24 protein-coding genes are annotated in these 22789 nt (G+C 59.2%); 2 read left to right on the forward strand and 22 right to left on the reverse strand.

Annotated features, from left to right (window positions below; all coding sequences use genetic code 11):
- Positions 1–4 precede the first annotated feature (4 nt).
- The 22 genes from MHX65_RS00415 to rho all read right to left on the reverse strand — a co-directional run bounded on the left by MHX65_RS00415 (position 5) and on the right by rho (position 19450).
- Complete coding sequence (locus tag MHX65_RS00415; protein WP_239267742.1) at positions 5–1138, reverse strand: class I SAM-dependent methyltransferase; 1134 nt, start codon at positions 1136–1138, stop codon at positions 5–7.
- Positions 1135–1962: an NUDIX hydrolase gene (locus tag MHX65_RS00420; RefSeq protein WP_239267744.1), complete on the reverse strand. Its 828-nt coding sequence runs from the start codon at positions 1960–1962 to the stop codon at positions 1135–1137. The genes MHX65_RS00415 and MHX65_RS00420 overlap by 4 nt, the downstream gene beginning before the upstream one ends.
- Positions 1962–2780 (reverse strand): ABC transporter ATP-binding protein, encoded by an 819-nt coding sequence (locus tag MHX65_RS00425; protein WP_239267745.1) that lies wholly within the window; start codon positions 2778–2780, stop codon positions 1962–1964. The genes MHX65_RS00420 and MHX65_RS00425 overlap by 1 nt, the downstream gene beginning before the upstream one ends.
- A 50-nt stretch (positions 2781–2830) precedes the next feature.
- Complete coding sequence (locus MHX65_RS00430; RefSeq protein ID WP_239267747.1) at positions 2831–3748, reverse strand: tetratricopeptide repeat protein; 918 nt, start codon at positions 3746–3748, stop codon at positions 2831–2833.
- The gene (locus MHX65_RS00435) at positions 3748–4056 is read right to left on the reverse strand and encodes a thiamine-binding protein (RefSeq protein ID WP_034653892.1); all 309 of its coding nucleotides are present in this window, start codon (positions 4054–4056) and stop codon (positions 3748–3750) included. Before MHX65_RS00435 ends, MHX65_RS00430 begins: the two co-directional genes overlap by 1 nt.
- A 10-nt stretch (positions 4057–4066) precedes the next feature.
- Positions 4067–4351 (reverse strand): hypothetical protein, encoded by a 285-nt coding sequence (locus tag MHX65_RS00440; protein ID WP_239267748.1) that lies wholly within the window; start codon positions 4349–4351, stop codon positions 4067–4069.
- Entirely contained in the window at positions 4351–5043 is a 693-nt protein-coding gene (gene nucS / locus MHX65_RS00445; protein WP_005280206.1) for an endonuclease NucS, read from the reverse strand. The genes MHX65_RS00440 and nucS overlap by 1 nt, the downstream gene beginning before the upstream one ends.
- Positions 5044–5064: 21 nt before the next feature.
- Complete coding sequence (locus MHX65_RS00450) at positions 5065–5544, reverse strand: DUF2550 domain-containing protein (RefSeq protein WP_005280203.1); 480 nt, start codon at positions 5542–5544, stop codon at positions 5065–5067.
- A 183-nt stretch (positions 5545–5727) separates the two neighbouring features.
- A complete protein-coding gene (locus MHX65_RS00455; RefSeq protein WP_005280202.1) occupies positions 5728–6102 on the reverse strand; it encodes a F0F1 ATP synthase subunit epsilon in 375 nt (124 codons plus the stop codon).
- A 10-nt stretch (positions 6103–6112) separates the two neighbouring features.
- Positions 6113–7558 carry a F0F1 ATP synthase subunit beta gene (gene atpD / locus MHX65_RS00460; RefSeq protein ID WP_005280201.1) on the reverse strand — a complete coding sequence of 482 codons (1446 nt, stop codon included), beginning with the start codon at positions 7556–7558 and terminating at the stop codon, positions 6113–6115.
- A 3-nt stretch (positions 7559–7561) separates the two neighbouring features.
- Positions 7562–8551, reverse strand: coding sequence for a F0F1 ATP synthase subunit gamma (locus MHX65_RS00465; protein WP_239267750.1), 990 nt, complete (start codon positions 8549–8551; stop codon positions 7562–7564).
- 50 nt (positions 8552–8601) lie between these two features.
- The gene (gene atpA, locus MHX65_RS00470; protein WP_023017789.1) at positions 8602–10242 is read right to left on the reverse strand and encodes a F0F1 ATP synthase subunit alpha; all 1641 of its coding nucleotides are present in this window, start codon (positions 10240–10242) and stop codon (positions 8602–8604) included.
- Positions 10243–10302: 60 nt separating this feature from the next.
- On the reverse strand, positions 10303–11118 hold the full coding sequence (locus MHX65_RS00475) for a F0F1 ATP synthase subunit delta (RefSeq protein WP_239267752.1): 816 nt from the start codon (positions 11116–11118) through the stop codon (positions 10303–10305).
- Between the two features lie 6 nt (positions 11119–11124).
- Positions 11125–11694 carry a F0F1 ATP synthase subunit B gene (locus MHX65_RS00480; protein WP_005280197.1) on the reverse strand — a complete coding sequence of 190 codons (570 nt, stop codon included), beginning with the start codon at positions 11692–11694 and terminating at the stop codon, positions 11125–11127.
- Positions 11695–11737: 43 nt separating this feature from the next.
- Positions 11738–11977 carry an ATP synthase F0 subunit C gene (locus MHX65_RS00485; RefSeq protein ID WP_005280196.1) on the reverse strand — a complete coding sequence of 80 codons (240 nt, stop codon included), beginning with the start codon at positions 11975–11977 and terminating at the stop codon, positions 11738–11740.
- A gap of 104 nt (positions 11978–12081) precedes the next feature.
- The gene (gene atpB, locus MHX65_RS00490) at positions 12082–12882 is read right to left on the reverse strand and encodes a F0F1 ATP synthase subunit A (protein WP_005280195.1); all 801 of its coding nucleotides are present in this window, start codon (positions 12880–12882) and stop codon (positions 12082–12084) included.
- A gap of 445 nt (positions 12883–13327) precedes the next feature.
- Positions 13328–13759 carry a hypothetical protein gene (locus tag MHX65_RS00495; protein WP_239267753.1) on the reverse strand — a complete coding sequence of 144 codons (432 nt, stop codon included), beginning with the start codon at positions 13757–13759 and terminating at the stop codon, positions 13328–13330.
- A gap of 10 nt (positions 13760–13769) precedes the next feature.
- Entirely contained in the window at positions 13770–14945 is a 1176-nt protein-coding gene (locus MHX65_RS00500; protein ID WP_239267754.1) for an MraY family glycosyltransferase, read from the reverse strand.
- A 14-nt stretch (positions 14946–14959) separates the two neighbouring features.
- Complete coding sequence (locus MHX65_RS00505) at positions 14960–15628, reverse strand: L-threonylcarbamoyladenylate synthase (RefSeq protein WP_239267756.1); 669 nt, start codon at positions 15626–15628, stop codon at positions 14960–14962.
- A gap of 32 nt (positions 15629–15660) precedes the next feature.
- Entirely contained in the window at positions 15661–16494 is an 834-nt protein-coding gene (prmC, locus tag MHX65_RS00510) for a peptide chain release factor N(5)-glutamine methyltransferase (RefSeq protein ID WP_239267758.1), read from the reverse strand.
- Positions 16495–16503: 9 nt separating this feature from the next.
- The gene (gene prfA / locus MHX65_RS00515) at positions 16504–17580 is read right to left on the reverse strand and encodes a peptide chain release factor 1 (RefSeq protein ID WP_005282411.1); all 1077 of its coding nucleotides are present in this window, start codon (positions 17578–17580) and stop codon (positions 16504–16506) included.
- A complete protein-coding gene (gene rho, locus MHX65_RS00520; RefSeq protein ID WP_239267760.1) occupies positions 17573–19450 on the reverse strand; it encodes a transcription termination factor Rho in 1878 nt (625 codons plus the stop codon). The genes prfA and rho overlap by 8 nt, the downstream gene beginning before the upstream one ends.
- Positions 19451–19824: 374 nt before the next feature.
- Between rho and MHX65_RS00525 the strand changes: the two genes are divergently transcribed.
- Together MHX65_RS00525 and moaA are read left to right on the forward strand one after the other, a co-directional pair.
- The gene (locus tag MHX65_RS00525) at positions 19825–21612 is read left to right on the forward strand and encodes a long-chain fatty-acid--CoA ligase (protein ID WP_239267762.1); all 1788 of its coding nucleotides are present in this window, start codon (positions 19825–19827) and stop codon (positions 21610–21612) included.
- A 61-nt stretch (positions 21613–21673) separates the two neighbouring features.
- Complete coding sequence (gene moaA, locus MHX65_RS00530; protein WP_239267764.1) at positions 21674–22789, forward strand: GTP 3',8-cyclase MoaA; 1116 nt, start codon at positions 21674–21676, stop codon at positions 22787–22789.

Consider the following 22789-nt stretch of genomic DNA (forward strand, 5'->3'; position numbering starts at 1 on the left):
AGATTTATATTGCGTAATTATCTTCGGACGATAATACTCGGGGTTGGCAAAGCAACGCGATACCCTGTGAGCCAATTCGCGTAATGATGACCGCGAAAGACCGCGATCCTTTCAGCTTCATCTGTTTCCTTAGCTGGTCAGGGTCAACATCGACGCCGCGCACAAGGATTTCTAGGATTCCTGCATCATAGGCCTTTAGTACAGATTTTAGGCGCTTTAGGGGGACCTTTTCTATGAATGGAAATCCCGACGTCCCCTGCGGAATGCGCTCGCCCGTCAGGTACGCAATTCGCGGATCGATCTGCCACAACCCCTCGCGCGCCGCATAGTGCTGCACGAGTCCAGCACGCACCACTGCCCCATCTGGATCAATGAGGTAGGTGCCGATTGCGCCAGCGTCTGGCAGGTTCTGCTCTTCATCCGTGAGGACGTCAACTGACTCCCCCTGAATCATCACTGCCTGCTTGCCCGTTCCGAGGCCTGGTGTGTAGAGGCACGCTTCCTTAACTGCCCCATTGACGCTGCTGACGGTGACCAATCCGTCCCAGTCACTAAAATCAAGGCCGGGTGCGCACTTAATGGCCACGTGTGCGTCCCTGTGCGCGGCGATCAGGTCCGGTAGCGGTGGCAGCAAATCCTCCGGGCGAGAAATCCGCCGCCCCGCCTTCCTACGGGCGGGATCGGCGATAATGACGTCCGCGGTAGAGGTGGTGGTGAGTGCATCTGCTTGAAAGAACGCGTTAGAAGCCAAATTATGCCGGGCCATGGCAAGGCGGGAGGCATCGATATCGGAACCGAAGTAGTCAAGGCTCGATCCATAGCCTTCGGTACCGATGGAACACGTGACATCGTGGACGGTGCGCATTCCCTGGTGCTGCAGGAATTCTGAGCGATAGCGCGCAACCGACAGCGGGGTGGCTTGCTGCGCGGAATCGGCATCCATAAGCCAGGTCTCGGGCAGCTTTCCGCCCCGCCGGGCTGTGAGTAGCTCCATGGCGCAGCGCGCATAATCGCCGTAGGCTGCTTTCAGCTTTTCTAGATCCTTCAGCTGCGAAGCCTTGCTCAGATCCAAGTCCAAGCTAGCCAGTTCGGCGTTGTGCTCGCTTAAGAAACGGACTTCATCGAGGTTAAAACTCATATGCGCTCTGTAGGGGTGGTGGCGAAATATTCCGCATACTGCGGGTCATCGCGGGGATCGCCGATGACGGGGCGAAGGTCGGACGAGGAGGCATCATCAAGCACCTCTTGGACGGTGGAGTACTTGCATAACCGTTGCATTTGCGCCCATGTAGGAACTACGAGGCGGACGAGTCCGGCCCGCCAGCCCTCTAGGATGAGCTGCGGCGAAAACCATCCGGCATCATCTGCTTCGTGAGTGTCCCCGTCCGGCTCCTGCCCGCTCGGAAGCAGGCCAACGAAGAAAAATGTATCGAACCAATGGTTTTTGCTTTGCCCTACCCACCGGGCCCATGGGAGGAGCATATCGGCATCGACGCGCATCCCGTTATTACTAAGGAACTCGGTAAAGGAGATGGTGTGGCTTTCTAGGAGCCTGCGCTCGCGGTGATACCGGCGCGCATTAGAAATCGTGCCGTCATCCCGGATCGCAAACAAGGTACCGGATTCCTCGAAGAGCTCGCGGGCCGCGGCGAAGACGAGGGCGTGGGCTTTGTACTTGGTCACGCCCATCCGCCGAGCCATAGCCACAACGGACTTTCCAGCCCACAAATCACCGGAATCCCACGAACGCGGTGGGAAATCGCGCGGGTCTACCCCACCGCCAGGGAATACGGCATGGCCCGGGTAGTTACGCATGGTGCTCACGCGTTCTTGGACCCAGACCTCGAGCCCGTCGTGGCCATCGCGAAGCAAGAGCACGGTCGCCGCCATGCGCCCACCGTTAAACCCGGTGGTATCGCTGGCGTCGATCGCATCGAGCCGGTCATGAATCTGGTTGTTCATTAAGATATCCGGCGGGCAAAGTATCGCTGCCCAATACGATCTACCTGAATGGGTTGGTGGAAGGCCTGGGATAGGTTCTCCGAGGTCAGCACGGAGTTAATGAGACCTTTTGCTACCACTTTTCCTTCATCCAGAAGCATCGCGTGGGTAAAGCCGTACGGGATTTCTTCCACGTGGTGGGTAATCATGACGATGGCCGGGGCATCCGGATCCATCGCGAGATCGCCCAAGTATCCCACGAGATCTTCGCGCCCGCCAAGGTCCATGCCAGCAGAAGGCTCATCCAAGATGAGCAGCTCCGGGTTGGACATCAAGGCGCGGGCGAGGATGACGCGCTTCTTCTCACCTTCCGAAAGCGTCGTCCACGTACGGTCCTTTAAGTGGCTAGCGCCAACCTGGGCCAAGATGTCATCGGCGCGGGAAAAGTCCATGTCTTGGTATTCTTCGCGCCACCGGCCCAAGACCGCGTAACCGGCAGAAATGACGAGGTCATAGACCCGCTCATCCGCGGGAATGCGCGATTGCACGGCGGCGGAGGACAGACCAATCAGCGCGCGCAGGTCACGCATATCGGTCTTGCCAATTTGCTCGCCCATCAAAAAGGCCGTGCCCTTGGAGGGAAATTCCTCCGCGGCCGCCATGCGCACCAAGGAGGTCTTTCCGGCGCCATTCGGCCCGATGATGACCCAGCGTTCATCGAGCTCGACCTGCCAGTCCACGGGCCCTACCAAGTGCTTGCCACCGCGGCGAAGCTCCACGCCACGGAAGTCGATGAGCCAGTCTTGATCAGTTGGGGTTACGTCGTTCACGCCTTCCATTGTGACTGATCTATTCACCACCCGCAGTAATTGACACAGCTCCGCCGACTTTAATACAGCGCGCTTGCCAGCTTCGTGCGCGCTTCAAGAACGCGCGGGTCATTACCTGCAAAAAGGCCAAAGAGCTCAAGTAAGCGTTCCCTGAGCTGGGCCTTCTCATCGCCGGCGGTAACCTTCATGGCCTCGATGAGGCGGTCGAAGGCCTTTTCTGGGGCACCTGCGACGACTTCGGCATCGGCGGCACGCATCTGCTTGTCGATGTCCCCCTTATCCCCATCCGCAGCAGCAATCGGGTCCTCGGTTTGGTTTGCCGGATCCAACCGCTTGAGAAGCTTCGTTGTGTCCCGCGCCTGCTTAATCTGCGTATTATCCGGTTCCGCTTCCAAGATGGATTCGTAGACCTTAATCGCGCCGTCGAAATCGCCGGAGTTCAGGAAGGATTCTGCCTCTTGCAGGCGAGGGTCGTCCTCTTCTTCCTCCTCCGCTGCGGCCGGTGCGGGCTCAAGCCCCTTAAGCTGCGGTCCGACGTTTTCTACCAAGCTATCCAGCCACTGCTTAAGGGCCTCCTTCGGTTGGGCTCCCTCGAAATTGGTCAGCGGTTGGCCTGCGCCAATGGCTACCACGGTAGGCAGGTTCTTCACGCCGAAGGCCTGCGCGACCTGTGGAGTGGCGTCCGCATCCACGTAGCCTACGAGGAAGCTAAGGTTTCCCGCCGCGGCTAATTCCTGCAGGTCCTGCTTCAGCTGGTCGGACTGGGTAGAGCGCGAGGTGCCAATGAGGACAACTACTGGAACCTCGGTGGAGCGGCGCACCACCTCGGTCTCGAAATTCGCCTCGGTGACGGTAAAAAATGGCTGGACTCCGTTAGACTGTGGCTGCTCTTGCGCCTGCTGGCGGGCTTCCGCACGCGCCTTGACCTGGCTGAGATCGAGGGCACCGCCTACATAAGCATTATTCGCAGAAGTCATTAATCCTCCTTAGCTAAACGACGATTCACGGCGTCTACTTTATCTGTCAATTGATTCGTCACGCCTTCGCGGATATCGGCCTTAATAACCAATGAGGTGCGCGGTGATACCGCACGCACGGCTTCGGTGGCTTTCTTAATAGTGCCGAAAACCTCGTCCCACTCGCCTTCTACAAGGGTAAACATGGCGTTGGTTTCATTGGGCAGGCCGGATTCCCGCACCACGCGGACCGCCTCCGCCACGGCATCAGCCATCTCGCCGGAGTCATTATCCACCACTGCGGGTGCTACTGAAAATGCAACAATCATGCCCGCAAGTCTACCTTCGCTCCCAGCAATGCCGGTGCCAATGGCGGCGGTCATCGCCCTGCCTGCCGGTATCGCGCGGCCAGGCGACGATGTGGGCAACCCCAGGCGGAATATTTTGGTTACACCCCGGGCAAAGATAGAACTTCTGCGCCCGCGCGGACCCGATGTGCCGCATGATATACGGCTCCCCGTGCGTCCAGCTGGGGCCCTCGACCGTCTGCGAGCCAAAGAAGGTGGAGCCGTCCTTGGGCAGTGGCCGGAATTCCTGTGGTTTTCGCCTATTTCGCCGTGGCATTAAAACAACCGCAATTCTTTCGACTCGAGTCCGCGCAGCTCCTGGTAATCCAAAACCACGCAGCGGATGCCGCGGTCTTCGGCAAGCGTTCGGGCCTGTGGTTTGATCTCTTGCGCCGCAAAGATGCCGGATACAGGCGCGATTAATTCATCGCGGTTCAATAGCTCAAGGTAGCGGGTTAATTGTTCTACTCCGTCGATGCCACCGCGGCGCTTGACCTCCACGGCAACGTTCCGGTTATCGGCATCTTTAGCCATAATGTCTACTGGGCCAATAGCCGTGGGATACTCGCGGCGCACGAGGGTGAAATTGGAGCCCAGGGTGTCGATCTTTTCGGCCAAAAGCTCCTGTAGGTGCGCCTCCACGCCGTCCTTGACCAGGCCTGGGTCTTCGCCCATCTCGTAGGAGATATCCTCGTGGATTTCCGCAATTGTAATGCGCAATTGCTCGCCCTTCGGATTTTCAACTAGCCACAACACCTCGCCGGTGTCATTGCCATCCACGTCCTCGATGACGGATTCACTCACCGTACACGGCGGCGTCATCCAATTGAGGGGCTTATACGCGCGGTCATCGGCATGCACCGATACCGAGCCATCTGCTTTGACGATGAGCAGGCGGTCCGCCAAGGGCAGGTGGGCGTCGAGCCGTCCCACGTAATCAACTGAACAACGGGCGATTACTAAGCGCATGGGTACTACCCTAGCCTGTTGCTATTGGCGCTTGGACTGCCGGGTGGCGCGTTCCCGCAACTGCTTGTAATCAAAGCGCTGTTGCCGCTTAGACGGCGCCGCCTCTACCCAGGCCTCGAAGGCCATGATTCCGCGGGCATCGGAAGCCAGCTCATATTCCGCGTCCCCGGTGCTAAAGTGCACCACCTCGGTGGCATCAGACATAAAAGAAGCCTCGTCATCATCCAAAGAACGAGAGTTCAAAATGGTGATGTCGAGGCGGTTAAACCACAGGTTATAGCGCGGGAATACGGAGCGCAGTTTGAAGTATTCAACAACTTCTCCGGTATAGCGCAGCACGCCATGGCGCCAAGAAAAGCTATCCTTTGCCGGCATTGAGCGCAACAACACCGCGGTTCCGCGCGAGCGCAGAGTAAAAAATCGCAGGGCTGCCAGCAAGACCACCAGCAGTACCACCAACGCTAAGGCCCACAGGACCACCGAGATAACCGTTGAATTCATGGGCTCCACACGCCATCCTTGGTTAGTGAAAGAACAATTATTTGGATTGTAGCGCCTGATTCCGCCTCCGCGCCAATAAGAAAAGGCAAAGAAAACGTGAAAAAGCGCACCGGATAAATTCCAGTGCGCTTTTCTGAGAGCAGGAAGGGCGGCTATTGCTGCCCTCTCCTACCAATCCAAGGTTTATTCAGCCTTTGCTGCGCGGCGAAGTGCACGCAATGCAGCCTCACCGCGGGACTTGGTGAGCTCATGAGCCGAAGAGGAATCCTCTTCCGCCTGGGCCTCATCCACCTCATCGGACCAGATGGCCCAATCAGCGAGGACGGTAATCTTGTCCTGGGTAACGGAGAGGAAGCCACCCTGGACGGCGGCAACGCGCCGCGCGCCATCAACTGGGTGGATGGTCACTACGCCATTGTCGATCAACTGACCGATCACAGGCTCGTGACCGGGAAGCACGCCGATCTCACCCTCGGTGGTCTCAGCCGTCACTATGGAGGCCTGACCAGACCACAATGAGCGCTCGACGGAAACCAATTCGGCGGTGATGTCAGCCATGTGCCTCTCCCTACTTCTCGTTCAACTTCTTGTATGCAGCTTCGACGTCGTCCAAGCCACCCAAGCCGTTGAAGGCCTGCTCTGGGTAGTGGTCAAACTCACCGTTGCAGATGCGCTCGAAGGCATCGATGGTATCCTGCAGCGGCACGTAGGAACCCTCCAGGCCGGTGAACTTCTGCGCGACGAAGAAGTTCTGGCCCAAGAAGCGCTCGATGCGGCGGGCACGCTGCACGGTCACCTTGTCTTCTTCAGACAGCTCGTCCATACCAAGGATGGCGATGATGTCCTGCAGTTCCTTGTTCTTCTGCAGAATACCGATGACGCGCTGTGCTACCTCGTAGTGCTTCTCGCCCACAATGCCTGGCTCGAGGATACGAGAGGTAGAGGTCAGCGGGTTCACTGCTGGGTAAATACCCTTGGAAGCAATGGCACGGTCCAGCTCGGTCGTCGCATCCAAGTGGGCGAAGGTCGTGGCTGGGGCCGGGTCAGTGTAGTCATCGGCAGGCACGTAAACGGCCTGCAGAGAGGTAATGGAACGACCCTTGGTGGAGGTAATGCGCTCCTGCAACACACCCATCTCATCAGCCAAGGTTGGCTGGTAACCCACGGCGGAAGGCATACGCCCCAGCAGGGTGGATACCTCGGAGCCGGCCTGGGTGAAACGGAAGATGTTGTCAATGAACAGCAGCACGTCCTGGTTTTGCACATCGCGGAAGTACTCCGCCATGGTCAGGCCGGACAGGGCCACGCGCATACGAACTCCTGGTGGCTCGTCCATCTGGCCGAAGACAAGTGCGGTATCTTGCAGAACGCCCATCTCTTCCATTTCCAGGAAGAGGTCGGTGCCCTCACGGGTGCGCTCGCCGACGCCGGCGAAGACCGACGTACCGGAGAACTCGCGGGCAATACGGGTAATCATTTCCTGAATCAGGACGGTCTTACCCACACCTGCACCACCGAAGAGGCCAATCTTGCCGCCCTTAACGTAAGGGGTCAGCAGGTCGATGACCTTAATGCCGGTCTCGAGGATCTCGGTCTTGCCCTCGAGCTGGTCGAACGCTGGTGGCTCGCGGTGGATGCCCCACTGCTCGCCATCGCGGCCGAGGCCCGGCTCGTCGAGGCAGTCACCGAGGGCGTTAAAGACGTGGCCCTTGACGACGTCGCCGACGGGAACGGAGATAGGCTCTCCGGAGTCGACTACCTCGGCGCCACGGACAAGGCCATCGGTAGGTGCCATGGACACGGTACGAACGAGGTTGTCACCGAGGTGCTGCGCGACCTCGAGGGTGACGGTCTTTGCCACAGCTTCGAGCTTAATCTCGACGTGGAGTGCGTTGTACAGGGCCGGAAGTGCCTCGCGTGGGAATTCCACGTCCACCACCGGACCGATGACGCGCACGACACGACCGGCGACTGCCGAAGACTGTGCATTCTGCTCTTGCAGAGCTGTAGTCATAATCTAGTCACTTTCTGCGCTGTCAGATAGCGCGCCAGCGCCACCGACGATCTCTGAAATTTCCTGGGTAATCTGCGCCTGACGGGCCTGGTTGGCCACGCGAGACAGGTCATTGACCATCTCGGTTGCATTGTCAGTAGCAGATTTCATAGCTGTACGGCGTGCAGCGGACTCGGAAGCCGAAGCCTCCAAGAACATAGCAAACAGGATACGCGAGACGTACTGCGGAAGCAGCGCTTCCATCAGGGTATCCGCGTCCGGTTCGAACTCGAAGTCCGCGGAAATGTTTTCCGTCGGCTCCGGATCCTCCAGTGCGGAGTCACCCATCTCGTACTCCTCGCCCTGCACTACCGGCTCAACAGGCAAAAGCTGCTGCGCACGCGCGGTTTGAGTCAACATGGACTCAAACTCGGTGTAGACCACGTGCACCTGGTCGAAGCCGGTAACACCTGCGCCTTCACCTTCCGCGTGCAAGCCCTCGCGGCCCTTGGTAGTGCCCTTCGAACCAGCAACGAAGCCATCGATCATGTGGCGACGCACATCGTGGGTGCCCTCCCAGGTTGGATCCTGAGAGAAACCATCCCAGCTGCCCGCTACCTCTTCCTCGCGGAAGTTGTAGTGGCTGATGCCCTTGCTGCCGGTGACGTAGCGAACTACCTCGTAGCCTTTGCTTTCGAGGAGGGCCTTGAGCTGGGCTGCCTTCTTGAAGACGTTGTTGTTGTAGCCACCGCACATGCCTCGATCAGAGGTGATTACGAGAATCGCGGCGACGTTGCCGTCTTCACGCTCGCGCAGCATAGGGTGCTCTAACGTCGACGCTGCAGCCAACCTGTTCATAACATTGGTCAGCTCAGTCGCGTACGGCTGAGAGGCTTCCACCCGAGCCTGCGCTTTGGTAATGCGCGAGGTAGCAATGAGCTCCTGGGCTTTAGTGATCTTCTTAGTCGAGTTCACGGACCGGATGCGGTCGCGCAATTCGCGAAGATTAGCCATCGTTTCTCCTCCCTTCTTTCATATAGACGGTTAATTGCGAGAGCTGAACTCTACTTAGCCGTCTTCCGGGAGACGTTGAGCTCGGTGCTTTTCACGTCATTTTCGTCCAAAGGATCTACAGGCTCTTCGGTGCCCAAGTTGTGGCCCTCGGAGGTGCGGAACGTAGGAGCGAACTCCTTGGCTGCAGCCTCGAGTGCTTCCTTGGACTCATCGCTCAGCGCCTTGCCGCCGGCGATCTGCTCAAAGACCTCTGGAGTATTGGCGTTGAGGTACTCGTGCACCTCGGCCTCGAAGCGGCGAACGTCTTCGACGGGAACGACGTCGAAGATGCCTGCCTCGGCGAGGTAGATGGATACCATCTGGTATTCCACCGGCTGCGGCGAGGACTCGGACTGCTTCAGCAGCTCGACCAAGCGGGAGCCGCGCTCCAGCTGTGCCTTGGAGGCAGCGTCCAGGTCGGATGCGAAGGCAGCGAATGCCTGCAGGTCGCGGTATGCAGCAAGGTCAAGACGGAGGTTACCGGCAACCTTCTTCATACCCTTGGTCTGTGCCGCACCACCAACACGGGAGACGGACACACCGACGTTAATAGCCGGGCGCACACCCTGGTTGAACAGGTCGGACTCCAAGAAGACCTGACCGTCAGTAATGGAAATGACGTTGGTCGGAATGAAGGCACTGACGTCGTTCGCCTTCGTTTCGATGATGGGCAGTGCGGTCATAGAGCCGGCACCCATGTCATCGGAAAGCTTGGCAGCGCGCTCCAGCAAACGGGAGTGCAGGTAGAAGACGTCACCTGGGTAGGCCTCACGTCCCGGCGGGCGGCGCAGCAACAGCGAAATTGCGCGATAAGCCTCAGCCTGCTTGGTCAAGTCATCGTAGATGACCAGGACGTGGTTGCCCTGGTACATCCACTGCTGACCCAATGCAGCGCCGGAGAATGGTGCCAGCCACTTGTAGCCGGCGGAATCAGAAGCCGGGGCCGCCACGATGGTGGTGTAATCCAGCGCGCCATGCTCCTCAAGAGTGCGGCGCACGCTGGCGATGGTCGAGCCCTTCTGGCCGATGGCGACGTAAATACAACGGACCTGCTTGTCCTTGTCGCCGGACTCCCAGTTGGCCTTCTGGTTCAAAATGGTATCGATGGTAACCGCAGTCTTACCGGTCTTACGGTCACCAATGATCAGCTGACGCTGACCACGGCCGATCGGGGTCATCGCATCGATAGCCTTGATGCCGGTCTGCATTGGCTCTTCAACCGGCTGGCGCTGCAGCACCGAAGGTGCCTGCAACTCGAGGACGCGCTCCTCTTCGCTTTCGATTGGGCCCAAGCCGTCAATGGGCTGGCCCAGTGGGTTAATAACGCGGCCGAGGAAGTCCTCGCCCACGGGGATGGAAAGGACCTCTCCGGTCCTCTTAACCTCGTCGCCCTCCTTGAGGGACTCGTAGTTACCCAGGACCACGACACCGATGGAGTTGGTGTCAAGGTTCTGTGCGACGCCAATTACGCCGCCGGGGAACTCGAGCAGCTCATTCGCCATAACGGATGGCAGGCCAGAAACCTGCGCAATACCGTCAGCTGCCGAAATGACCACGCCGACCTCCTCACGGGAGGCCTCCGCGGAGTAGCTCGAGGTGTAGTTCGCAATCGCACTACGGATCTCGTCGGAGGAGATCGTCAGCTCCGCCATGTTCTTCCTGCTCTCGGTAGTATCTTCCAGCACTTACTTAAATCGTTTCTGTCGTTTCGGCTACACCATCTGGGCACGGAAGCGGGCAATCTTGCCTGCCGTCGAGCCGTCAATGATTTCATCGCCGACGCGGATGCGCATGCCACCGAGGAGGCTGGTGTCAACCTCAGAGTGAATGGACATCGCACGACCATAAATTTTGCCCAGCTTCTCAGCGAGTACTGCCTGCTGGCCTTCATTCAATTCACCCGCAGCGACAACGCGCGCGATGGTGCGATCCTGCAGGGCTGCTGCAGTATCGGCCAATCCGGCTACGTCATCAATCGGGTTCTGCTCTGGGCGGCTGATGGCCTGCAGCGCGAGCGCCTCAGTAAACATCGTCACCTTGCCGTAGAGCACGTTTGCCAGCAATCCGCGCTTGCGTGCGGATTCAGCAGTTCGATCGGAAAGCAGCTGGGTAAGCTCGCCCTCGCGGTCCAGAATCTGGGCCAAGCGGAAAAGCTCGTCTTCGACCTGGCCCAATTGGCCCTGCGCCTCGGCTGCGCGCAGCAATGCGCGGCGGCCCAAGGATACAAGCCCGTTGACGAAGTCCTTCGGCGAAGACCATTGGTTCGCCGCAGCTTCCTGCAGGATGCTCAGTGCACCGGCAGAAATCTTGGAGCCAAAGAGATTCTCGGCCAAGGACTTGCGTGCTTCAGCCGGGGCTGCAACGTCGATGAAGGACACGCGCAATTCGCGGTCCCCATCCAAAACGTCGGCGACCTCAAAGATATCCAGGCCCGCTTGGACTGCACTAGCGACGTTCTTATCGCCAGCGAGGATTTCATCCACACGGGATTGTGAGTTCGCGAGTGCTTCGCGGCTAGCTGCCTTCATAGTTGCCTACTTTCCGGCCGGTGCCACAGAGTCGAGCTCGGACAAAAAGCCATCGATGGTAGAGGACTTCTTGGAGGCGTCAGAAAGCTCGCCGCCCAGAATCTTTTCTGCCAAGTTGATGGAGTTCTGTCCCATTTCGGAACGCAGCTCAGTAACAACCTGCGCACGAGAAGCTTCCAACTGCTTTTCGCCATTGGCGACGATGCGGCGGGATTCCTCTTCCGCTTGGCTCTTCGCGTCAGCCTCGATCTGCTTGCCGCGCTCGCGCGCCTGCTCGCGGATCTCGGCTGCCTCTGCGCGGGCATCAGCCAGCTGAGCATTGTACTTTTCTAGAGCAGCCTTGGCCTCGGCCTGCTGGGCCTCAGCGCGCTTCATGCCGCCCTCAATCCGGTCTTCACGCTCTTCGAGCAACTTGGTGTAACGAGGAAGCACGAACTTCCAGAACAACCAGAGAATTACGATGAAGCACAGCAAAGACCAGAAAATGTCATAGTTCTTGGGCAGAAGAACGGAGAAGCTACCCGAACCTGGGTTCTCCTCGCCCTCTGCTGCAAGCATATAAACGACGTTATTCATAGGTCTCCCGTCTTAAAAGTTTCGGTTTGGAAAACTCGTACTTTTAGAACAGGAAGCCGGCAACCAGGCCGATAAGGGCCAGGGCCTCGGTGAAGGCGATACCCAGGAACATGGTGGTACGCAGCTGGCCGGCCATCTCCGGCTGGCGAGCCATAGCCTCAACGGTCTTGCCGGCAACGATGCCGATACCGATACCTGGGCCGATAGCAGCCAGGCCGTAGCCGATGGTGCCGAAGCCTTCGAACGTCGTAGCAGCATCCTGTGCCAGAATGATTTCGTTCATGGTGAAAGTCGTTCCCTTTCGTAAAAATCTTCAGTCCGAACCGGACCGAATGTCAGTGTTGTGTAATTAGGTGGATTACTCGGTCGCGCTCGTCGACCTCGTCCTTAGTGCGAATCAGCGTGCAAGGACAACTCGATGTACACCGCCGTCAACAAAGCGAAGATGTACGCCTGCAAGAAGATAACCAGAATCTCGAACAGGCTCATAGCCAAGCCCAAGACCACGGTTAGCCCAGACAGGACGGTCCAACCATTTAGCTGCCAGAAGAAGAAGTTCGTAGCAGAGAAGAGAAGAACCAGGATGATGTGTCCAGCAAGGAAGTTCGCCATGAGACGAATTGCAAGGGTAACCGGTCGCAGAATGAACGTAGAGAAGAACTCAATCGGTACCACCAAGAGGTGCAATGCCGGTGGCAAGTTCGGAATCACTACGGAGGAGCGAATGAACTTACCAAAGCCGTAACGCTTGGCGCCGGCGTAAATCATGACGATGTACGAAACGGCTGCCAACACAATTGGCATACCAATACGACCGTTGGGCGAGACGTTAAGTCCCGGAATAACGGTCGCGACGTTCATAAACAGAACCGCGAAGAAGATGCTAGCGATAATTGGCAGGAATCGCTTTCCCTCCTTCTTACCCAAAATGTCCTCGGCGATGTGGACGCGGACGAAGTCGACCGCGTTCTCGCCCACATTCTGAATGCCAGAAGGAACCAACTTAGGGTTCTTAAAGGCAGCCCAGAAAAGGATCACCACAATTAGCGTCATCAAAATGCGAATCAGCATCAGGCGATCAAGCGCGAACCATCCGTCGGCGAAGTCACCGAAAAACAGATGGTCGGCATCAATTTGCCCCGGGAAGAATTCTTCACCTAGATCGGGCGTATGGAAGTGCCCTTTCATAGCCAATGTTGTAACGCTCAGCGTTCTCTCCCGTGTTCGGGCCACACAGCCAATAGCTGGCTTCTGTGGTGCGATGGACGTCTCAAACTCTCTGCCTTGAACACGGACTCCGTCGCACATCAGCGTGAACAAGACAGGGATTTACCGTGCAGGATAAAAGCGCAACACTTAACCCCGCGGTAACCCGAAGCAAATCGTATCAGCTGGATCGACAGTTTTCGCACGTGGGGGCCCCATAAGCCACACCCGATACCGCCATATCCGTCTTTTGGCAGACAAAACCGCGCTATTCCTGCCTAATTCACAAACGTGCATTTGATCACACCCCCAAGCCAACACACCTCCTCGGGGGTGGCGGCCTGCCATTAATGCCAGCATGCAGGCATAAAAAGGCCGCCGCGCACCACCCCAGTGCGCGACGGCTAAGCCCTAATGTGGGCGCGGGTTAGGACACGTAGGTGACCCGAGAGGTAACCACGGCCCAGACTTCGGAGCCTAAGGTAACGATGAGTGCGACGACGACAGTAAGAAAAAGCGCCCAGGTGTCATAGAAATCCATGTCCCGGATAATGGCCAGCACGCCGATAAGCACGATCAGCTTGATAAGCCAGCCGCCCAATACCACCGCGATGGTGGTTGAGGGCGTCGAGTTCGCGGTAAAAAGGACCGATAAAGCGGTAAACAAGACAAAGCCGCCGCCGAGGGCAGCGCCGACGATAACGCCCCAGAGCCCGGCGACACCTTGTGCCCCGCCCCAGACGGCGAGGGAAATGATGGTAAAGATGCCGAGGGCGGTAGCCCCCTTCTTTACGGCGCGCTGCAGCGGCACGCGCGGGTCATCGAAATTAACATTTTCCGTTGTGTCACTCACGGACATTCACCCTACATCACGCGCTCGGAGAGTCATGCAATACGCAATCATCCGATGACCGGAGGCCAATCTTGCCCTGCCGCAGTGGGATCAAGGTCGCACCAAAGGCAACCAATAATGCCGTGATGGACAGGCCGATCGCTACTGGAGCCGGCACGATGGAAAAAGACACCGCACCGAAGGCCACCGCGGATACCCAGAGGTACAACACGAGCACAGTGCGCCGGTGCGTATGCCCCAACGACAACAAGCGATGGTGGATATGCGCCTTATCCGCAGAAAATGGCGAACGGCCCTGAGACAGGCGACGAATAACCGCCCAGACAAGGTCTAGGACTGGAATAAACACCGCTGCGATCACCACGAGGATGGGTGACATAAGCGCCACCATGTCCACGGTGCCGTAGAGCGACATATTGATCTTGCCCGAGGCCGAAGTAGAAGCCGCGGCGAGCAAGAGCCCGATGAGCATGGAGCCGGAATCGCCCATAAAGATTCGCGAGGGTTCAAAGTTATGGGGCAAAAAGCCCGCACACATCCCCACCAACGCAGCGCTGATGATAGCGGGTGGATACGCCGATACCGCCCCGCCCTGGTCATGCAGAACGGTGAGCGAAAAGACCAAGATGGCGCCACCGGCGATAAGCCCAAGTCCTGCTGCGAGGCCATCGAGGCCGTCGACGAAGTTGATGGCATTGATAAGGAGCACGGTGAAAAACGCGGTAAGCAGGGTGCTTTGAATCTGGTCGAGCACTACCGTGGTCCCGCCACCGAAGGGGATGAAAAGCAACGTCCACGTCAGGCCCAGGCCACTCATGAGCGCGGCGGCAAAGAGCTGCCCAAAAAGCTTGATGAGGGCGCCGAGCTCTAGGTAGTCATCGGCAACGCCAACAAGCACGATGGCCAGCGCCGCCCACATCACCGCGCTCATTTCCGGGGTGACGGGCATGAACCCGCGAGTCAAGGCTGGAAGCTGGGCTGCGAGGAATATCGCCGCGCCGAAGCCGGTAAACATGGCGAGCCCGCCCATGCGGGGCGTGGGCTGAGAGTGGGAATCGCGCAGGCGAATTTCTGCCACCCGGCCTGTGCGGACCAAAAAGGATCGCACCACGCCGGTGGTCAGGTAGGTAAATGTCGCTGCAACGAGGATGACCAAGGCCAACTCGCGCAGCGGTACGCCAGTGCCGCTCACGCGAAATGCTCCTTCTATCCTTGGGGCCGGGTGCGCAACGAGTCAGCCGAGACGCCGAGGACCTCACCGATCTCCTCTGCGGATAATGCACCCTCCCGCAGCAGGTATGGATGGTCACCGGCGAGGTCAATGATGGTCGAGGGCTTGCCGATGTCCGTTTCTCCCCCGTCCAAATACACGGTGACGGCCTTGCCCAGTTGAGCCTTGGCCATTTGCGCGGTCGTCGGCGGTTGGTGTCCAGAAATATTGGCAGAAGAGACCGCCATCGGCCCCACCTCGCGCAAAAGCTCGATGGCAATCGGGTGAAGGGGCATCCGCAGCATGACGGTACCGCGGGTATCACCTAAGTTCCACGGCAGGGACGGGGCCTGCGGCACGACGATGGATAGTCCGCCTGGCCAAAAGGCTTCAACGAGGTCACGGGTGGAATCGGGATACGAGGCGACGAGGCCGCGAACGGTGTTCCAGGAGCCGACGAGCACGGGAACCGGCATATCCGGCCCACGCTGCTTAGTGGCAAGTAGATTGGCTACCGCGTCATTATCGAAGGCATCGCAGCCCAAACCGTACAGCGTATCGGTGGGCATGACCACGAGCCGCCCAGACTTGGCGGCCTTGGTGGCGATGCTCACGCCTTCCTCACGCTCGGTGTCATCGGCGCAATTATAAATTTTTCCTTGCATCAATTATCCCCTTCTTGCCCGACGGTGATGCCTTAGTCTACCGCGCGCTGTGCGGTAATAAAGCGCGGCGTGCCTGTTAAGTCCTTAAGCGGAGCGATATGGGAAAAGCCGCCGTGGTCACCCACCGCATCGCGCACGGCATCGCCAGTCGTATCGTCGTGTTCAATCGCCATGACCCCACCGGGCCGCAATAGCCTGGCGATGGTGGGAATCAACCCGCGGATTACTCCCATGCCGTCATCGCCGCCGAAGACGGCCACGTGCGGATCGTGATATACCTCCGGTTGCAGGTTCGGATCTTCCGGAACGTATGGCGGGTTGCTCACCACGAGATCGACCGTGCCATCCCAGTCCGCCAGAGTCTGGCTGTCGGTCGCGTCCGCCTGCACCACCTCTATCCCGGTGCCGAGAGTATTGGCGCGGGTGAACTCGAGGGCGGCATCGGAAAGCTCTACTGCCTTAACCTCCGCCTGTGGTACGTAATGCTGCAGGTAGAGCGCCAGCGCGCCCGAGCCCGAGCACAAATCCACCATGCGCGGGCCGGGGGCGTGGTGGACCGCCCAGTCCGCCATCACCTCCGTTTCCGGGCGCGGGATGAATACGCCTGGGCCCACCTTCAATTCCAAGGGCCCAAACCACGCCGTACCCAGCACGTATTGCAGCGGCTCGCGCTGTTCCCGCCTGCGCAATAGCGCCTGGAAGGCTATGTCAAAGCCGGGCATGGGCGGCTCATGCAGCGGAATATCCAAATGCCCACAGTGAATGAGGTGGGAGATGAGGATCCGCGTATCCCACTCGGGGCTTCCTACTCCAGCAACGCGAAGGCGCTGCACCCCATGGCGCAGCGCCTCACCGTACGATTTCATCGACCGCGATTACCCCTCGGCCTCAAGGCGCTCGGCGCGCTCTTGGTCCTGCAGGGCCTTGATGAGATCCTGCATATCGCCGTTCAACACGGAATCCAGGTTATTGGCCTTGTAGCCAATGCGGTGATCCGTGATGCGGTTTTCGGGCCAGTTGTAGGTGCGCACGCGCTCGGAGCGGTCCATGGTGCGCACCTGGGAGGCGCGCTGCTCGCCAGCCTCGGCCTCGCGGGCCTCGCGTTCCATCTGGTCCAGGCGGGCCTGCAGCACCTGCAGGGCGCGGGCCTTGTTCTGGATCTGCGAACGTTCCTTCTGGCAGGTAACGATGAGCCCCGTGGGCAGGTGGGTAATGCGCACCGCGGAGTCGGTGGTGTTCACACCCTGACCACCCTTACCGGAGGAGCGGTACACATCGACGCGGATATCCTTGTCATCGATATTGACCGATTCCACCTCTTCCGGCTCTGGGTACACCAGCACGCCAGCGGCAGAAGTCTGAATGCGGCCCTGCGATTCCGTGACCGGCACGCGCTGCACGCGGTGCACGCCGCCTTCAAACTTGAAGACGGACCACGCGCCATCGCGCGTCGGAGACTTAGCGCGGAAGGAAATGGTCATGTCCTTCACGCCGCCCAAATCGGACTCGTTAAGGCCCAAGACCTCCCACTTAAAGTCGATCTTATCGGCAAAACGCTCATACATGCGGGCCAAGTCGCCGGCAAAGAGCGCGGCCTCTTCACCGCCGGCGCCGGCCTTGATCTCCATGATGATGTCTTCCGAGTCCTGCTCATCGCGCGGGGCGAGCAGGTCTGCCAGCTTTTCTTCCAGCTCTTCCACGGACGCTGCTAGGCGGTCCGCTTCTTCCTGGAAGTCGTGGTCTTCATAAGCCATCTCCTTGGCGTCCGCGAGATCCTCGCGCGCCTGGGTCAGCTCCTCGTTGACCTTGATGATGGGGCGCAGCTCCGCGTACCGCTTGGATAGCTTGCGAAAAGCCTGCTGATCGCCGGCGATTTCTGGGTCACCCATCTGCATTTCAATACCCTGGTATTCCGACACAATGTCATCAACCATGGAAACTTGATTAGACATAGTCTTCCTCGTCCTTATCCGCAGCCATTGGTGCAGAAGAAGCCACCTGCATGAGGAACTCGCCATTCGAGCGGGTCTTCTTAAGCTGCTTGATCAACAGGTCAATTGCCTGGTGGGAATCCAGGGCCGACAGGATGCGGCGCAGTTTGGTCATAATGCGCGCCTCCTCAGGCACCAGCAGGAGCTCGTCCTTGCGGGTACCAGAGGGGTTGACATCCACCGCCGGGAATACGCGGCGTTCCGAGATCCCGCGGTCCAGCTTCAGCTCTGCGTTGCCCGTACCCTTGAATTCCTCGAAGATGACGGTATCGCCAGTAGAACCGGTCTCCACCATCGCGGTGGCGATGATGGTCAGCGAACCGCCCTCTTCGATATTGCGGGCAGCGCCCAAGAAGCGCTTTGGCGGGTAGAGCGCATTGGAGTCCACACCACCGGACAGGATGCGGCCCGATGCCGGGGAGGAGTTGTTGTAGGCGCGGCCCAGGCGAGTAATGGAATCCAGCAGCACCACGACGTCCTTGCCCTGCTCCACCAAGCGCTTGGCGCGCTCGATGGCCAGCTCGGAGACGGAGGTGTGCTCTGAGGGCGGGCGGTCAAAGGTGGAAGAAATGACCTCGCCCTTCACCGAGCGCTGCATATCCGTGACCTCTTCGGGGCGCTCATCCACCAGCACGACCATGAGGTAGCACTCGGGGTTATTGGTGGCAATCGCATTCGCGATATTTTGCAAAATCGTGGTCTTACCGGCCTTCGGCGGCGAGACGATGAGCGCGCGCTGGCCCTTACCAATCGGCATGATCAGGTCGATGACGCGGGTGGTCAGGATCTTCGGATCCGTTTCCAAGCGCAGTCGCTGGTTGGGATACAGCGGTGTCAGCTTATTAAAGTGCGGGCGCTGCTTAGCCTCTTCAGGATCGATCCCATTGACGGTATCGACCTGCACCAACTGGTTGTACTTGCGGCGGTTGCGGCCATTGCCGTGGGTGTGGGTAGGCCCAGCCACCTTGACCTGACCGGTAATAGCATCACCAGAGCGCAAGCCCAGCCGGCGCACGATGTTTTTATTAACAAAGACATCCGCGTCGCCCGCGCGGTACCCAGTGGTGCGCAGGAAGGCGACGTTATTGTCTACGACATCCAAGATGCCGCCGACTGCCTGTAGCTCATCGCCCTCGCGCACCTGCAGGTCATTGCCGCCGCCGTGGTTATCATTATTGCCCCGGCCACCCCGGCGGTTCCGGCGGTTGCGGCGGCCACGGCGGTTGCCGCGGTCAAAATTATTATCGTCATTGCGATTATTACGGTGATTATTATCGCCGTTCTTCTCGCCCTGCTTGTCTCTCTGGTTATCGGAGCCATCCTGGGAGTCATCGCGGCGATCCTGGTGACGATTCTGGTTCTGTCCCTCGCCCCGGTTGTTGTCACTCCGGTTATTCTCGCCGCGGTTATTATCGTCCTGCTCTTGACGCTCCTGGCGGCGGGCGCGGTTGCGGCGGGCACGACGGGCCTGCGACCGCGATTCATAGCGTTGGTCGTCGCCGTTGTCCTTGCGGTCTTTGTCGCGATTGTCCTGCTGGTCGCTGGACTTGCCGTTATCGCTCTCGCCGCGATCGTCTTTCTTAGACGGCTTATCTTTCTGCTTGGCAGGCGCCGCATCCTTAGCGGGTTTCTCGGCCTTCTCGGCCTTTTCTGCCTGCTCTATTTTTGCCTTCGCCTTTGGGGGAACCTGACCGGTCTTAATAGCGGTGATGAGATCCCCTTTGCGCAGGGCAGAGACGCCGCGAAGGCCGCGCTCAGCGGCCATTTTGCGCAATTCCGGCAGCTTCAGGGATGCGAGATCCTGTGCCGCGGTGTTGTCCGTATCGCTCACGGATATCCTTTCGTTGCTTGACCAGGTCCATAGTTGGGATCCGCCCTCCCCCATTTCGGGGAAGCTTGGGCGGGTGCACTGGAAGCCGATGTGTATTTTTCTTATCTTCTCGCCCTCGTGCCAAGGTGCGAGCGCACCCTGCCGGGCAATAAGCATGAGGCCTCTTCCGGTTACCGTATGGGAATTCCCCCTTGTAGCTCGTACGCGGGGGCGGAAGAATTCAAGAAACGACTGTGGGCAATGTTTAACAATGGGACCTGTCACTGGGCCCGATTGCATAGGACTGGGAAGATTTTCCCGCTTTCCTATCAGTCGAAAGCAAGTATAGCGCATTAGCTACACCGTGAGTACTTGGACACCGCTACAGTGGAAGCATGCTTTCCACGATGATGGATATTCCCCTGTCTCTAACCCGTATTTTGGAATACGGCGCGTCAGTGCACGGCAATACCACTGTTACCACCTGGCACGGCGAGGGCACCGGATCCGAGTTTGGCCCCGCAGAAAAGGTCACCTTCCGCGATATCGCCGCCCGCGCGGCCGCCTTTGCCCATGTTTTGCACGATGACCTCGGTATTACCGGCGATCAGCGGGTGGGCAGCTTTATGTGGAATTGCGCCGAACACCTCGAGGTCATGTTTGGTTCCGCCTGCAAGGGTGCGGTTTTCACCCCACTGAATAAGCAGCTGATGAATGACCAGATCCGGCACATCATTAGCCACGCTGAGGTCTCCGTCATCGTGTGCGATCCCCGGCTCGCCCCGCAGTTGGGCACGGTTTTAAACGGCGCGCCTTCCGTGCATTCGGTTATTTTTACCGGCTCCCAATCGCCGCAGCGCTTTGCCCATCATTTCCCGCGCGGCATCGAGTTTTATTCCTACGAGGCGCTGCTGGATGGCCGCTCCACCATCTACGATTGGCCCGAGCTCGATGAACGCACCGCCGCCGCACTGTGCTATTCCACCGGCACCACCGGCGCGCCGAAGGGCGTTTTATACGCCCACCGCTCGCTCTACCTCGAGGCCATGCAGCTGCGTTCCTCGGATTCGCTGTGCATTACCCACGGTGAGACCTTCCTGTGCTGCATTCCCATCTATCACGTGCTGAGCTGGGGCGTTCCCTTTACCTGTTTCATGACGGGTACCCCGCTCGTGCTTCCCGATGCCGATGTCTCCGCCCCCACCCTTGCCAAGGTCATCGCGGCCACGTCGCCCCGCGTGGCCCACGGCGTGCCCACCATCTGGATCCAGCTCTTCGTGCACTACATGCACAATCCGCCTGAGCGCATGACGCTGACGGAAATTTACGCCGGCGGCTCACCTGTGCCGCCGCAGCTTATCAAGATGTGGGAGGAGCATTACGGTGTCGACGTCGTCCACGTCTGGGGCATGGTCGAAACCTCGACGGTCGGCAGCGTCGCCCGCCCGCCGCAGGGTGCCTCCGGCGATACCCGCTGGGCATATCGCATCTCCCAGGGCAAGATTGCCGCATCGCTGCAGTACCGCGTGGTCAATGATGGCCAAGTGGTATCCAAGACCGACCGAAATGCCGGTGAGCTCCAGGTGCGCGGCAACCTCGTGACCGGTTCTTATTATCATTCTCCCACCGCCGAGCCGGGCGAGGTGGCTTCCGAGTTTCGCGGCAAGCCGGTCGAGGCCGCGGAATCCAAGTTCACCGCGGATGGCTGGTTGCGCACCGGCGATGTCGGTTCCGTGACGAAGGACGGCTTCCTCACCGTTGAGGACCGCGCCCGCGATGTCATCCGCTCCGGCGGCGAGTGGATCTACTCGGTGCAGCTGGAAAACCTCATCATGGCCAATTCCGATGTGGTGGAGGCCGCGGTGATCGGCTACCCCGATAAGCAATGGGTGGAACGCCCCCTTGCCGTCACCGTCTTGGGCGAGCAGGCCTCGCCCACCATCGAGACCGCCGAAAAGTTGCGCCAGAGCCTGCGCAAGGAATTGCCCAGCTGGATGCTGCCGGAGTACTGGACCTTCGTAAAATCCATCGATAAGACGTCAGTGGGCAAGTTCGATAAGAAGGATTTGCGCGCCCACTTGGCCGAAGGCGATTACAACATCATCCGCCTCAAGGGCCCGGGTGAAGCCCAGCGCCTTGACGATATCGACGAAAGCGATTTTAACCGGGAAAACGAGGAATAATCCCCGGCCAGGTGGCGTTGTAGCTTGGTGTACCTTGTTCCCCACTCTTAAACTGGCAGCAATGACTTCACCAACGCCTTCTTCTTCAGCGGTCTCCCTGCCCCTGCCCACCGTGGGCCGGTCGCAGCCGCCGGAGGACTTACCTGCCGCCGCAAGCGACGGCACCCGCGCCTTGGTTGATCGCTACGGCCGCAGGGCCCGCGACCTGCGCGTGTCGCTTACGGATCGCTGCAACCTGCGCTGCACGTACTGCATGCCGGCCGAAGGCTTAGAGTGGATGCCCACGCAGCAAACGCTGTCCGATGATGAAATCATCCGGCTTATCCGCCTCGGCGTGGAAAAGCTCGGCATCCGCCAGGTGCGCTTTACCGGCGGCGAACCGCTGCTGCGCAAATCCTTGGCGGATATCATCGCCGCCACCAAGGAACTCACAACGGATGAAGGCATCGCACCGTCCACGGCACTGACCACCAATGGGTTGGGCTTGGAAAAGCGCGCTGCAAAGCTCGCTGACGCTGGGCTCGACCGCATCAATATCTCGCTGGATACCATCGATCCTCAGCGCTATGCCGCACTCACCCGCCGAGACCGCCTATCCCACGTGCTCGAGGCCATCGCCGCCGCAGCGGATGCCGGATTAAATCCCGTCAAGATCAATGCCGTGGTCATGCCCGGCGTCAATGAGGAAGATATCGTCCCGCTGGCGGACTATGCCCTGCACCAGGGTGCCCAGCTGCGCTTTATCGAGCAGATGCCACTCGGCCCGCGCGAAAAATGGCGCCGCGAAGACATGGTCACCGCCGATGATATTTTGCTCAGGCTCCAAGACCACTTTTCCATGCGCCCTGCGCGTGAGCCGCGCGGATCGGCCCCGGCCGCGTTATGGGATACTATCGCCCCCGATGGCACCGTCGGCAAGCTGGGCATTATCGCCTCCGTGACCCATCCCTTCTGTGGCGACTGCGACCGCACCCGGCTTACCACCGATGGCGCCGTGCGCAACTGCCTCTTTGGCAATTCCGAAACCCAATTGCGGGATCTCATGCGCTCCGGCGCCAGCGATGAGGAGTTGATGGAGGCATGGGCCGGGGAAATGTGGACGAAGAAACCGGGCCACGGCATTGATGATGAAGGCTTTTTGCAGCCGGATCGTCCCATGTCTGCCATTGGCGGCTAA

Origin of the sequence: Corynebacterium sp. ACRPS, assembly GCF_022346005.1 — a bacterium.
Taxonomy (GTDB): domain Bacteria; phylum Actinomycetota; class Actinomycetes; order Mycobacteriales; family Mycobacteriaceae; genus Corynebacterium.